The organism is Mumia sp. Pv4-285 (genome assembly GCF_041320275.1).
In the GTDB taxonomy this organism is placed as follows: Bacteria; Actinomycetota; Actinomycetes; order Propionibacteriales; family Nocardioidaceae; genus Mumia; species Mumia qirimensis.
The window spans coordinates 1,167,868-1,180,724 of record NZ_CP162023.1; the positions used below are offsets into that span (position 1 = coordinate 1,167,868).

Consider the following 12,857-nt stretch of genomic DNA (forward strand, 5'->3'; position numbering starts at 1 on the left):
AGCCTGACGGTCCGGAGTCGAGCGTGACGACCGCCGACTCCGGGCCGTCGTCTGCGCTGCGGGAGATCGCGTACTGGCTCGAACGCCAACGGGCCGAGCCGCGGCGGCCGATGGCGTACCGCAAGGCGGCCGACGTCTACGACGAGCTCGACGACGAGCGCCGTGAGGCTCTCGCGCGCCGAGACTCGTGGGCCGAGCTCTCGGGCATCGGCCCGAAGACGGCGGCGGTCATCGCGCAGGCGCTGGCGGGCGACGTCCCGGAGACGCTCGCGCGCCTCCGCGCGAGCGCCGACCCCGTCGTCGGCGACGACACCGCACTCCGGGCGGCGCTGCGAGGCGACCTTCACACGCACTCGACGTGGTCGGACGGTGGCGCGTCGATCGAGGAGATGATGCGGACCGCGATCCGGCTGGGCCACGACTACTGCGCGCTCACCGACCACTCGCCGAGGCTGACCGTCGCCCGGGGGCTCTCGCCCGAGCGGCTCCGAGAACAGCTCGACGTCGTCGCACGGCTGAACGAGGAGTTGGCGCCGTTCCGGATCCTCACCGGGATCGAGGTGGACATCCTCGACGACGGCAGCCTCGACCAGGAGCCTGAGCTCCTCGACCGGCTCGACGTCGTCGTCGCGAGCATCCACTCGCGGCTGAAGGACGACGCAGACACGATGACGCGCCGCATGGTCACCGCCGTCGCAAATCCCCACACCGACATCCTCGGTCACGTGACCGGGCGCCTCGTCGAGGGCTCGCGTGGCAAGCGTCCGGAGTCCGCGTTCCACGCGGAGCTGGTGTTCGAGGCCTGCAAGCAGTTCGGGACGGCGCTGGAGATCAACAGCCGACCTGAGCGGCGCGACCCGCCGTCACGTCTCCTCGAGGTCGCCGTGGAGCGAGGGTGCCTGTTCTCGATCGACACCGACGCGCACGCGCCGGGGCAGCTGTCGTGGCAGGGGCTCGCCTGTGCACGGGCCGAGGCCGTCGGCATCACCGCGGACAGGGTGGTCAACAGCTGGCCGCTCGACGACCTTCTCGCGTGGACCGGGGGTGGGGGTCGGCCGTGAGGGTCACAGCAGCACGCCGGGGTTGAGGATCCCGGCCGGGTCGAGCGTGCGTTTCACTGCTGCGAGCGCCGCGGCGAACGGTTCGGGGCGCTGCTGGGCGTACCAGGGCCGGTGGTCGCGACCCACCGCGTGGTGGTGCGTGATCGTGCCGCCGTGGGTGATGATCGCCTCCGAGACGGCCGCCTTCACCTCGTCCCACTGGCCGACGAGGCTGTCCCACCGGCCCGCCGCGTACACGCCGTAGTACGGCGCAGGACCGTCGGGATAGACGTGGGTGAAGCGGCACGTCACGACCCCGACGCCGCACACCTCGGTGATGGCGGCGGTCGCGGCCTCCGTGATCGCCGCGTGCAGGGCAGGGAACCGGTCCCAGGTGGTCGCGGTCTCGAACGTCTCCGCGATCACCGAGCGCGCCGCGAGTGCGTCGCGTTGGTACGGCATCCGGAGGAACGACGAGCGCCATGCCGATGCCGACGCATCGCGTGCGGTCGCGCCGCTGTCGGTCGCGCCGCCGGTCGAGCCGTCGTCGGTCGGGACACCGCCGTGGTCGCGACAGATCTCGACCGCGCGAGCCAGTGCGACGTCGACGGGATGGTCTGCCGACTCGAAACCCAGTACGAGCACGCCGCCGCCGACCGTCGCACCGGCGTTGAGGTAGGCCTCGGCCGGGTCGAGCAGACGGCAGTTCGCCGGGTGGAGCGCGGACTGCGCCACCTCGCGGGTCGCCGCCACCGCAGACTCCCAGCCGTCGAAGTGCACCGACGTCCCGGCGCGCCAGCGCGGCCGGTCCTGCAGCCGCATCCAGGCTTCGGTGATCACCCCGAGGGTGCCCTCGGACCCGAGGAACATCCGGTCGGGGGACGGGCCCGCGCCGGACCCCGGAAGGCGCCGCGACTCGCCGACGCCGTACGGCGACACGACGCGCAGCGACTCGGTCAGGTCGTCGATGTGGGTGTGGAGCGTGGCGAAGTGGCCGCCGGCGCGGGTCGCGAGCCAGCCGCCGAGCGTGGAGAACTCGAACGACTGCGGGAAGTGCCGGAGTGTGAGGTCGTACGGTCGCAGCTGGCCCTCGAGGTGGGGGCCGAGCACTCCGGCCTGGATGCGGGCGGCACGGCTCGTGCGGTCGACCTCCAGCACGCGGTCCATCGCCGTCACGTCGAGGGAGACAGCACCCGCGTAGTCACCCTCGAGCCGTGCCTCGACCCCGCCGACGACCGAGCTGCCACCGCCGTACGGGATGACGGCGACGCCTGCGCGCGAGCACCAGTCGAGCACGTCGACGACGTCGCGCTCGGTCCGTGGCCGGACCACCACGTCAGGAGCGTGGGCCAGGTCGCCGCGCAGGTTGCGGACGACGTCCCGGTACGCCTTGCCGTGGGTGTGCGCCGCCCGGTCGACAGGGTCGGTGCTGCAGAGGTCTGCCAAGGAGGCGGGTGCCTCGACGCGGACGGCGGGCAGCGCGTCGACTCCGACGTCAGGGGGTTCGTGTGCCGTCAGGTCGGCGTCGGGCAGCATCCCGGAGACGCGCTGAACCAGGGCGTCGGTCTCGAGCGGGTCGAGCGCACCCTCAGCAGTGCCCCAGCCCCACCACGATCGCGTCGCTCCGTTGTCCGCCATGGCGCGGGACTCTACTGCACCGGGCGGTCGCACGGCTGACGTCGTCGGTGCCGGGGCGTAGCGTGGAAGCATGTGCCGCAACATCCGAACCCTTCACAACTTCGAGCCGCACGCGACCGACACCGAGATCGAGGCCGCGGCCCTCCAGTACGTCCGCAAGGTCAGCGGGATGAACAAGCCCTCGCAGGCCAACGAGGAGGTGTTCGAGAGGGCGGTCCACGAGATCGCGCACATCACGCAGCACCTCCTCGCAGACCTGGTGACGCAGGCGCCGCCGAAGGACCGCGAGGTCGAGGCCGCCAAGGCGAAGGCCCGTGCGGCAAAGCGCTACGGGACGCTCGCGAGCTAGGACGTCTGGGCTCGCAAGAACCGCACGGTCTGCCGCATCGACGCCGGCCACTGCGGTCCGAAGGCGTGCCCTTCCCCCTCGAACCAGACGAGCCGTACGGCCTTGCCTGCACCCTCGAACGCGGCAGCCGTCTGTCGGGCCCACCGTGGCGGACAGGTGTCGTCGGCGGTGCCGTGCAGGATGAGCAGCGGCTCCGTCGCCCGGTCGACGTACGTCCTCGGCGACGCCTGCGCCCAGAACGTCGGGTTCTCCTCGGGGGTGCCATGGGCACGCACGATCCTCGCGGCAACCTCGGGCCGGTCGTTCGCGATCCACCGCTCGTAGTTGTCGACGGTGTCGCTGCTGACCGAGGCGAACACCACCGCGGCGTCGACGAGGCCGGGCTGCGTCACCAGCACGTTCTGCACGACGCCGCCGCCCATGGAACGCCCGACCAGACCGACGCGCTCGCCGTCCAGCCTCGGGTCGTCCGACCGTCGCACGGCGTGGACGGCGTTGATCACGTCCTCGGTGTAGCCGAGCCGGAGGTCGCGCTCAGCGGTCGGGTCGTCGTCGGAGGACGCGTGGTTGCGGTAGTCGACGTGCAGGACCGCGAAGCCCTCACGCGCCAGGTAGTCCTGCTCGCGCATCATGCCGCGCCCGGTCGTGTAGATCGCCGGGTCGATGTAGCCGTGGGCCAGGATCGCCACCGGGAACGGGCCGTCGCCACGGGGGATGTTGAGGATGCCGGAGATCCGCAGGTCGCCGCTGCGGTAGGTGACCGCGTGACGGACGTACGAGTCGGTGCGCGCGAGCGTCTCCCGCAGCCGCAGGGCGCGGCCGTCGTACTCCTTGGCCATCAGCGCCGGGAGCGACACCGTGCTCTCGGCGGTCGGGAGAGCGGGTGGCGTGGGGGGCGGCGCGCTGGGGCTCGGGCTCGGCGCGGCCGGGGGTGGCGGGTCGGTCGCCGTGGCCGTGCTGGGCGCCGTGGCCGTCGGTCCTGTCGGCCCGGCGTCGTCCTCGGTGCGCTCGCCGGTGCACGCCGCGGTCGCCAGAAGGGCGATCGCGGCCACCCCCGTGCGTACCGGCGTGATCCGCATAGGACCAGTCTGCCCTGCGACCCTGCTGTCGCGGCAGGTGAAACCGCGGTGAAAGCGGGCGGGAGCAGCGTGGCCGGGTCACGAACTCACGAGACGAGGAGGACGACCATGCACGTCCAGGCTCTGGCAACGATCGCCGGCGCCGGGCTGACCGCTGCGCTTCTCAGTGCATCGGCACCCGCGCACCACGGACATCCGGGCCACGGCGGCCACCCCTCACACGGGCAGAAGCAGCGGGTGACGGCGGTGGTCCAGGACTACTTCACCGACCGGGACCGAGGGTGGTTGCCGCCGACCGAGCAACCTGCACCCGCGGTCGCCGCTTCGCGCGTCGCGGCCCAGCCCGCAGCCGTCTCGCAGGAGGTCGACGACGTCGCGCGGGCGGCGGCGGAGGAGCGCGGGCTCGTCGTCGAGGACGTCAGCACGGCGTTCCCGAGAAGGACGCAGGTGAAGATCCGCGGACACCGCGCGACGGTCACGACGACGCCCACGACCTTCCTGGAATGGGCCGACCAGAAGCTCGGGGAGTCCAGCCTCGCCGACACCTACCGGGTCGAGCTCACGCGGACTCGGGGCAAGGTGTCGACACCGGGCGGCGACTGGCGCATCGTGAAGGTCTCGCTCGTCGACCCGCCGACGACCGAGGAGTCCGCTCGCGGCTCGGCGGGGAGGCCGAAGCCACGGTCGAACGTGGACCGGAAGGCCGCCGCGAGGCGCGCTTCCCCGGCCGACGCCAAGGACGTCGGGACGCTCGACACCCACACGTACGACCGTGAGGCGGCTGCTCAGTATGCCCGGTACTGGTCGGGATCGGACCGCATCACGTTCCTGGGGACGACCTTCGTGGTCCCGCGGTACAACAGCGACTGGGACCACGTGTGGGAGGAGCACCCGTCGGACGTGAACGACTGCACGAACTTCACGTCGCAGATGCTGTACGCCGGCGGCTGGACCACGAACGGTGGCATCGATCCCGGAGACCTCGACAACTGGACCGACTCGCTCTGGGGGCCGTCGAACGCCTCCGAGACATGGACGATCGCGTACCAGCAATGGCGGTACGGCAAGCACTCCGACCGCGCGGAGCACTGGAAGTCCGGACGGCCGAGCGAGACGGACAGGATCTGGGACCTCGAGCCCGGCGACCTGCTCTACGCGGACTGGGACCCGGACGAGAAGCCTGACGGGAGGATCGACCACGCGATGGCGATCTCGGGGACGTACACCGAGCTCGGGTTCACCGAGCCGACGTACTCCCAGCACACGCCGCACCGCCACAACATCCCGTTGAGCGTCGGCATCAAGATCGCGATGTCGGAGCCCGGCTCCGGCGGTGGCCCCGACAACGGACAGGGGAGGGACGTGATCTACTACCCGGTCCACGTGAAGGACGAGTTCACCGACTGAGCTGAGTCGTCCCGACGGCGAAGGCCGGGGCCGCCGCGAGGCGACCCCGGCCCTTCGTCGGACGGAGCGTGATCAGCTGGTCGTGTAGGCGACGCCCGTGGAGTGGTTCGGGCAGTAGCCGAACGGGTTCTTCACGAGGTACTGCTGGTGGTAGTCCTCCGCGTACCAGTAGTCACGCAGCGGCGCGATCGTCGTGGTGATCTCGCCGTAGCCGGACGCGGTCATCCGCTTCTGGTACGCCGTGCGGGACGCCTCAGCCTGCTCCTGCTGCTCTGGCGTCGTGGTGTAGATGACGGATCGGTACTGCGTGCCACGGTCGTTGCCCTGCCGCATCCCCTGGGTCGGGTCGTGGTTCTCCCAGAAGACCTTGAGCAGGTCGTCGAAGGAGACCTTGGCGGGGTCGTAGATCACGCGTACGACCTCGGCGTGACCGGTGCGACCCGAGCACACCTCCTCGTACGTCGGGTTCTGCGTGAAGCCTCCGGCGTATCCGACCGACGTCGACCAGACGCCGGGGACGTTCCAGAAGGTCTGCTCCTCACCCCAGAAGCAGCCGAGACCGAGCACCACGACCTCGTAGCCGTCCGGCGGATCGGCCATGATCGGTGTGCCCAGCACGAGGTGCTGGTCTCCGACCGCGAACGGTCGGTCATCCCGGCCCGGCAGCGCCTGGTCCGGAGAGATGAGGTGCGTCTTGAACGAGAACATCTGGTTCCTCCTCTGGTCCACCACTCACAACCATGGCACCCCCTCGCGTGTTCCCGTCGGGGTTGTGCACCACGTCCGGCGCTGTCCGAGCGACGCACGAGAATCGAACGTATGAGCGATCCGGTGGCACACCGCTTGATCGCCGACCTGCTCGGCCGGGTCGGTGATGCGGCCGCGGCTGCCGGTGTGCGTGTCGATGCCGCTCACGACTTCGAGATCGCGGCCGGCTCAGGTGCTGTCGAGGTGGTGGGGCTGTGCGAGTCGGTGGTGCGGATCGCACAGGGTCTGCAGGCTGACGCGGTGGCAGTCCTCGACGTCCGACGGCGTGAGGTGGTGGGCGAGTCGGTCGACGAGCGCGAGCTGTGTCGCTCGCTGTTCGCCGAGATCGGGCTGGCCCGGCAGGTCTCGGCGACCGCGGGCGAGTCCACGTACCGGTTGACCCGCGACCTCGCCGACCACCCCGAGGCGCACGCGCTGCTGCACGAGGGTCGTGTGAACCAGTCGGTGGTGGCGGCGGTCTGCCGGGAGACCGTCTTCCTCGACCCGCAGCGGCGCGCCGAGGTCGATGCCGAGCTCGCCCCTGCCCTGGCAGAGCTCGGGCCCAAGCGTGCCGCCGCGGCGGCGCGGCGGCTGGTCATCGACAAGGAGCCGCACGCGGCGTTCGAGCGCACCGTGCGCGCCCGCGAGGAGCGACATGTCCGGCTGCGACCAGAGCTCGACGCGATGGCGACGCTGTCGGTCTACGCCCCGGCGGCTCAGCTCGTCGCCGCCTGGCAGCGCTTCGACAACGAGGCGTCCGCCCGTCGCGTTGACGGTGACCCGCGCACGATCGCGAAGATCGCGTGCGACGCCGCCGTCGAGGCACTCACCGGCATCAGGGTCGCCACGGACGGCTCGGCGCAGGTGGGCGTCGAGGTCGGAGTGCTGATGCGGCCCGAGACGCTCTACGGCGCCGATGACGCCTCAGCGGTGCTCCAGGGCTACGGTCCGATCCCCGGTGAGCTCGCCCGACAGCTGGCCACCGGCGAGCGCAGCTGGCTGCGGCGCTTCTTCACCCGGCCGGACGGACACCGCCTCGAAGCCGCCGACCCGAGGCGCCGCAGGTTTCCCGCCGGCGTCGCACGGCTGGTTCGCGCCGCCGACGACCTGTGTGCGCGGCTGTGGTGCGAGTGCCGGGTGCGCGAGATCGACCACGTCCTCCCGCACGCGCGCGGCGGCGAGTCCGTCCTGGACAACGCCGACGGCGACTGCCGCGCCGACAACCTCGTCAAGGAGACCCGCGGCTGGCGCGTCGACCGCGACCACGACGGAGTCCTGACCTGGTCGACACCGACCGGCCACCGGTACGAGTCACGCCACGGACAGCACGCAGCCGTCGCCCGGCTGAGCGGCACGTCGCCGCCGACCGGCACGTGGTCACCGATGGAAGCCCGACTGCAGCACCTGGTGACTGTGTCACGCCGCTGACCGATCACTCTCAGTCGAGTCTCTGCCACGCTCGAGCGCCGCCTCGTACCCCAGATCCACCGGCGTTCGCCCATCGTTCACGCGACCCACCTCGGGGAGCCGCGCTCACGCAACCCTGCGCCGGTGGCATCGAGGCATGAGATCGATTCCCACCACCGTCCTCGCCGGCGTCGTTGCCGCACTGGCTGCGCCGATGATCGTCACCGCCGCGTCCTCCGCCTCGGCCGCCACCACCCACGACCGCGACGCCTTCGACTCTCGAGGCCGCGACCACGTGCGCGCCACCATCGTCATCGCCCACCGCGGCGCGTCGGGGTACCGACCCGAGCACACCCTCGCCGCGTACGAGCTCGCGATCCGTCAGGGCGCGGACGTCATCGAGCCCGACGTCGTCATCACCAAGGACAAGGTCCTCGTCGCGCGCCACGAGAACGAGATCGGGGGCACCACCGACGTGGCTGACCACCCCGAGTTCGCCGCCCGCAAGACGACCAAGACCATCGATGGCCGCCCCGTCACGGGATGGTTCACCGAGGACTTCACCCTCGCCGAGCTCAAGACCCTCCGCGCCGAGGAGCGTCTGCCGCTGGTCCGCCCCGGCAACACGGCGTACGACGGGCGCTACACGGTTCCCACGCTCGACGAGGTGCTCGACCTCGCCCGCAAGGAGAGCATCCGCCGCGGGCGCCTGATCGGGGTCGCGCCGGAGACGAAGCACCCGACCTACTTCCAGTCGATCGGCAAGAACCTCGAAGATCCGCTGGTCCGCACTCTGAACCGCCGTGGGCTGAACCACCGCTGGTCGCCGGTGACGATCCAGTCGTTCGAGTCCGCCAACCTGAAGGCGCTGTCGAAGCGGGTCCGGGTGCCGATCGCCCAGAACGTGAGCCCGAGCGGCGCGCCGTACGACCACGTGGTCGCCGGCAATCCGACGACGTACGCCGACATGGTCACCCCTGCGGGGCTGAAGGCGATGGCGAAGTACGCCGACGTCCTCAGCGCCGAGAAGAACGTCCTGATCCCGCGCACCCCGTCCGGGGCGCTCGGCACGCCGACGAACGTCGTCCGTGATGCACATCGGGCAGGTCTCGACGTCTACGCGTGGACGTTCCGGGCCGAGAACCAGTTCCTCCCCGTCGAGTTCCGAGAGGGCACCGATCCGAACGCCCACGGCGACCTCGACGGTGAGCTGCGCACCTTCTACGCGCTCGGCGTCGACGGTGTGTTCTCGGACTTCCCCGACCTCGCCGTCCGTGCGCGGTCGAGCCGCCTGGCGTCAGCGAACCGCTGACGACGCCCTCCCTGGCTCCTGTCCCGCATGCGATCGCCGCAGAGACTACGCTCGCACAGGTGAGCGACTTCGGTTTTGAGACGCGTGCCATCCATGCGGGCCAGGAGCCCGACCCCCGCACGGGGGCGGTCGTGCCGGCCATCTATGCGACCAGCACCTACAAGCAGGACGGGGTCGGCGGCCTGCGTGAGGGCTACGAGTACTCACGCAGCGCGAACCCGACGCGCACCGCGCTCGAGGAGTGCATCGCATCGCTCGAGCTCGGCGCCCGCGGATTCGCCTTCGCGAGCGGGCTCGCCGCCGAGGACACCCTCCTGCGCGCCCTGACCAGACCGGGCGACCACGTGATCATCCCGAATGACGCGTACGGCGGCACGTACCGGCTGTTCGACAAGGTCGAGTCGCGCTGGGGTCTCGCGTACGACCCGGTGCCGATCACCGACGTGGACGCGGTCAGGTCCGCGATCGTCCCCGGCACCACCCGCATCGTGTGGGTGGAGACGCCGACGAACCCGCTGCTCGGCATCGCCGACATCGCCGCGCTCGCCGAGGTGGCGCACGCTGCCGACGCCCTGCTCGTCGTCGACAACACCTTCGCGTCGCCCTACCTCCAGCAGCCCATCGCGCACGGCGCCGACGTCGTCGTCCACTCGACGACCAAGTACGCCGGTGGCCACTCCGACGTCGTCGGCGGTGCGCTGGTCGTCCGCGACGAGGGCGTGGCCGAGCAGATCGCGTTCCACCAGAACTCCATGGGTGCCGTCGCCGGCCCGTTCGACTCGTGGCTCGTGCTCCGGGGGCTCAAGACGCTGGCCCTGCGGATGGAGCGCCACAGCGACAACGCCGAGCAGGTGGTGGCGTTCCTCCAGGACCGACCCGAGGTGTCGCAGGTGATCTATCCCGGCCTCGCGGAGCACCCGGGTCACGCCGTCGCCGCCCGCCAGATGAAGCGCTTCGGCGGGATGGTGTCGTTCCGGATGGCAGCGGGGGAGCGGGCGGCGCTCGACGTCGTCGAGCACACGGAGCTCTTCCTCCTCGCCGAGTCGCTGGGTGGGGTCGAGTCGCTCATCGAGCACCCCGGACGCATGACCCATGCCTCGGCTGCCGGGTCGCCGCTGGAGGTCCCGGCAGATCTCGTGCGCGTCAGCGTGGGGATCGAGACGGGCGCCGATCTCGTCGCCGACCTCGCCCAGGCGTTCGAGCGGCTGGCGCGGTGACCGGCAGCGGCGACGAGGGCGCGACGCCCGCGGGCGATGCGTCCACTGACGTGCCGACCCCCGGCGACCGAGCCGGCGATGTGCCGACCCCGGGCGAGCAAGCGGCCGGCGAACCGACCATCGAGGAGGTGGCGGCTGCCAGGTCGCGCCGAGAGCGGCTCGACGAGCTCGTCGAGCGGATGCGGTCGACGGCGCGCCGGGACCTCGCCATGCTCGAGGAGCGTCGCGGCGTCCTGGGTGACCCGGTCCCGGCCTCCAGCCCGTACGCCGCCCCCGCCGTAGCCGTGCAGCCGGTGCCGCACGACGGCGCCGGACCGAGCGTCCCGTTCGGCGTACGCCTCGCGGCAGCCTGGGGATGGCGCGTCATCGTCATCGCCGGCGCGGCGTACGGCGTCATGTGGCTGCTCGGCTACTTCTCCGAGATCACCGTCCCGATCGCCGTGGCCATCCTCGTCACGGCGCTCGTCCGTCCGGCCGTCAACAGGGTCGAGAGCCTCTCCATCCACCGCGGCCTCGCGACCCTCGTCGTGATGGTGCTCGGCATCGGCGCGGTCGTCGGCATGCTCACCCTGGTCGGCCAGCAGGTCTCGACCCAGTTCGACGACCTCTGGACCAAGGTGGTCGACGGTCTGCACGAGATCCAGGACTGGGCGCGCACCGGCCCGCTGGGGCTCAGCGACGCCCAGCTCAACAGCTGGATCGACCGTGTGACGGACTCCGTCGAGGAGTGGGGAGGCAGCGGCCCGGGCGTGGTCGACCGGGTCACCGAGGTCGGCACCACGGTCACGCACTTCTTCGCCGGCTTCTTCATCGTCCTGTTCGCGACGTACTTCTTCCTCTACCAGGGCGGTCGCATCTGGGACTGGGTGGTGCGGCTGTTCCCGCGCAACGCTCGCGAGCACGCCGACACGTCGGGGCGCATCGCCTGGGCATCGCTCACGTCGTTCGTCCGAGCCACCGTGCTCGTCGCCCTCGTCGACGCCATCGGCATCGCCCTCGTCGCCTGGCTCCTGGGTGTGCCGCTGGTGCTGGCCATCGCCACCCTCGTCTTCCTGGGTGCCTTCATCCCGATCGTCGGTGCGTTCGTGTCCGGTCTCGTCGCGGTGCTCGTCGCCCTCGTCGCAGAAGGTCCTTGGGACGCTCTCTTCATGCTGGCCGGCGTGATCGCGGTCCAGCAGATCGAGGCGCACATCCTGCAGCCGTTCCTGATGGGGCACCTCGTACAGCTGCACCCGCTCGCGATCATCCTCGCGATCGGAGCCGGTCTGACCGTCGCCGGCATCGTCGGCGCGCTCATCGCGGTGCCGCTCGCAGCCTGCATCAACGCCGTCGTACGCCACCTGTCGGCGCGAGCGGACGCAGTCCAGGCTGCGGCGGCCGGAGAACCACCCCCTGCGGCGACCTAGGCTGATCCCATGACCGTGACGCTCGACGACGTCCGTGCCGCTGAGTCCCTTCTCGCAGGCGTGGCCGTCCGGACTCCCGTGGAGTCCTCCCGCCCGCTGGCCGAGAGGCTCGGCCGTCCGGTGCTGCTCAAGTGCGAGAACCTGCAGCGCGCCGGGTCGTTCAAGATCCGCGGTGCGTATGTCCGGATCGCCCGACTGACGGCCGAGGAGAAGGCCCGAGGCGTGGTGGCCGCGAGTGCGGGAAACCACGCCCAGGGTGTGGCGCTCGCCGCTTCGCTGCTCGGCACCAGCGCCACGGTGTTCATGCCGGAGGGCGCGCCGCTGCCGAAGCTGGCGGCCACGCGTGACTACGGTGCGACGATCGAGCTCGCAGGAACCTCGGTCGAGACGGCCCTCGAGGCAGCGCACGACTTCTCGAAGCGCACGGGCGCCGTGCTGATCCACCCGTTCGACCATCCCGACATCGTCGCCGGCCAGGGCACGCTGGGGCTGGAGCTGCTCGAGCAGGTGCCCGATGCCTCCACGATCGTGATCCCGGTCGGTGGAGGCGGCCTGGTCGCCGGCGTCGCGCTCGCCGTGAGGGCGCTGCGACCGGACGTCCGCGTGATCGGCGTCCAGGCCGAGCGCGTCGCGCCGTACCCGGTCTCGCTCGAGGCGGGGCGCCCGACCGCCGTGGAGGCCCAGCGCACCATGGCCGACGGCATCGCGATCTCACGCCCGGGCGACGTCCCCTTCGCCGAGATCTCGCGCTGGGTCGACCGCGTCGTGACCGTGACCGAGGAGTCGCTCAGCCAGGCGCTGCTGCTCCTCCTCGAGCGCTCCAAGATGGTCGTCGAGCCCGCTGGAGCTGCGGGCGTCGCCGCGATCATGCAGCACCCGGAGGTCTTCGCCGACGGCGGAGACGCCCCGGTCGTGTGCGTCCTCAGCGGGGGCAACATCGACCCGCTGCTGCTCATGAACGTCGTACGCCACGGGCTGGCCGCGGCCGGCAGGTTCCTGTCGTTCAGGGTTCGGATCTCCGACCGGCCGGGCTCGCTCGACGTCCTGCTGCGCGTGCTGGCGGAGATGGCGGTGAGCGTCCTCGACGTCGTCCACGAACGCACCGCGTCCACCCTCGCGATCGACGAGGTCGAGGTCACGCTCAGCGTGGAGACCAGAGGGCCGGAGCACCGCTTCGCGGTCGAGCAGGCGCTGCGCGAGCACGGGTACGTCATCACCTACACGTGAATCACCCGCCGCCCCTCGAGGACGGCGG

At 71.2% G+C, this 12,857-nt stretch carries 11 protein-coding genes; 8 read left to right on the forward strand and 3 right to left on the reverse strand.

The window, feature by feature from the left end; translation table 11 throughout:
- The first annotated feature begins 23 nt into the window (after positions 1 to 23).
- On the forward strand, positions 24 to 1,061 hold the full coding sequence (locus AB3M34_RS05610) for a PHP domain-containing protein (RefSeq protein ID WP_370618103.1): 1,038 nt from the start codon (positions 24 to 26) through the stop codon (positions 1,059 to 1,061).
- Positions 1,062 to 1,064: 3 nt separating this feature from the next.
- On the opposite strand, the gene AB3M34_RS05615 is transcribed toward AB3M34_RS05610, so the two are convergent.
- Positions 1,065 to 2,678 carry an FAD-binding oxidoreductase gene (locus AB3M34_RS05615; protein ID WP_370618104.1) on the reverse strand — a complete coding sequence of 538 codons (1,614 nt, stop codon included), beginning with the start codon at positions 2,676 to 2,678 and terminating at the stop codon, positions 1,065 to 1,067.
- 70 nt (positions 2,679 to 2,748) lie between these two features.
- On the opposite strand from AB3M34_RS05615, the gene AB3M34_RS05620 reads away from it, so the two are divergent.
- Complete coding sequence (locus tag AB3M34_RS05620) at positions 2,749 to 3,027, forward strand: DUF2277 domain-containing protein (protein ID WP_370618105.1); 279 nt, start codon at positions 2,749 to 2,751, stop codon at positions 3,025 to 3,027.
- Here the strand turns inward: AB3M34_RS05620 and AB3M34_RS05625 are convergent.
- A complete protein-coding gene (locus tag AB3M34_RS05625; RefSeq protein ID WP_370618106.1) occupies positions 3,024 to 4,106 on the reverse strand; it encodes an alpha/beta hydrolase family protein in 1,083 nt (360 codons plus the stop codon). The genes AB3M34_RS05620 and AB3M34_RS05625 overlap by 4 nt on opposite strands.
- Before the next feature lie 108 nt (positions 4,107 to 4,214).
- Between AB3M34_RS05625 and AB3M34_RS05630 the strand changes: the two genes are divergently transcribed.
- Positions 4,215 to 5,513, forward strand: coding sequence for an amidase domain-containing protein (locus AB3M34_RS05630; protein WP_370618107.1), 1,299 nt, complete (start codon positions 4,215 to 4,217; stop codon positions 5,511 to 5,513).
- A 72-nt stretch (positions 5,514 to 5,585) separates the two neighbouring features.
- Here AB3M34_RS05630 and msrA read toward each other — a convergent pair whose 3' ends face one another.
- On the reverse strand, positions 5,586 to 6,221 hold the full coding sequence (msrA, locus tag AB3M34_RS05635) for a peptide-methionine (S)-S-oxide reductase MsrA (RefSeq protein ID WP_370618108.1): 636 nt from the start codon (positions 6,219 to 6,221) through the stop codon (positions 5,586 to 5,588).
- A 111-nt stretch (positions 6,222 to 6,332) separates the two neighbouring features.
- Here msrA and AB3M34_RS05640 point away from each other — a divergent pair, with 111 nt between their 5' ends.
- The 5 genes from AB3M34_RS05640 to ilvA all read left to right on the forward strand — a co-directional run bounded on the left by AB3M34_RS05640 (position 6,333) and on the right by ilvA (position 12,829).
- Positions 6,333 to 7,688, forward strand: coding sequence for an HNH endonuclease (locus AB3M34_RS05640; protein WP_370618109.1), 1,356 nt, complete (start codon positions 6,333 to 6,335; stop codon positions 7,686 to 7,688).
- Between the two features lie 136 nt (positions 7,689 to 7,824).
- Positions 7,825 to 8,979 carry a glycerophosphodiester phosphodiesterase gene (locus AB3M34_RS05645; protein WP_370618110.1) on the forward strand — a complete coding sequence of 385 codons (1,155 nt, stop codon included), beginning with the start codon at positions 7,825 to 7,827 and terminating at the stop codon, positions 8,977 to 8,979.
- Positions 8,980 to 9,038: 59 nt separating this feature from the next.
- Positions 9,039 to 10,196 (forward strand): cystathionine gamma-synthase, encoded by a 1,158-nt coding sequence (locus AB3M34_RS05650; protein ID WP_370618111.1) that lies wholly within the window; start codon positions 9,039 to 9,041, stop codon positions 10,194 to 10,196.
- Complete coding sequence (locus AB3M34_RS05655) at positions 10,193 to 11,602, forward strand: AI-2E family transporter (protein WP_370618112.1); 1,410 nt, start codon at positions 10,193 to 10,195, stop codon at positions 11,600 to 11,602. Before AB3M34_RS05650 ends, AB3M34_RS05655 begins: the two co-directional genes overlap by 4 nt.
- 9 nt (positions 11,603 to 11,611) lie before the next feature.
- The gene (gene ilvA, locus AB3M34_RS05660) at positions 11,612 to 12,829 is read left to right on the forward strand and encodes a threonine ammonia-lyase (protein WP_370618113.1); all 1,218 of its coding nucleotides are present in this window, start codon (positions 11,612 to 11,614) and stop codon (positions 12,827 to 12,829) included.
- Positions 12,830 to 12,857: the final 28 nt, after the last annotated feature.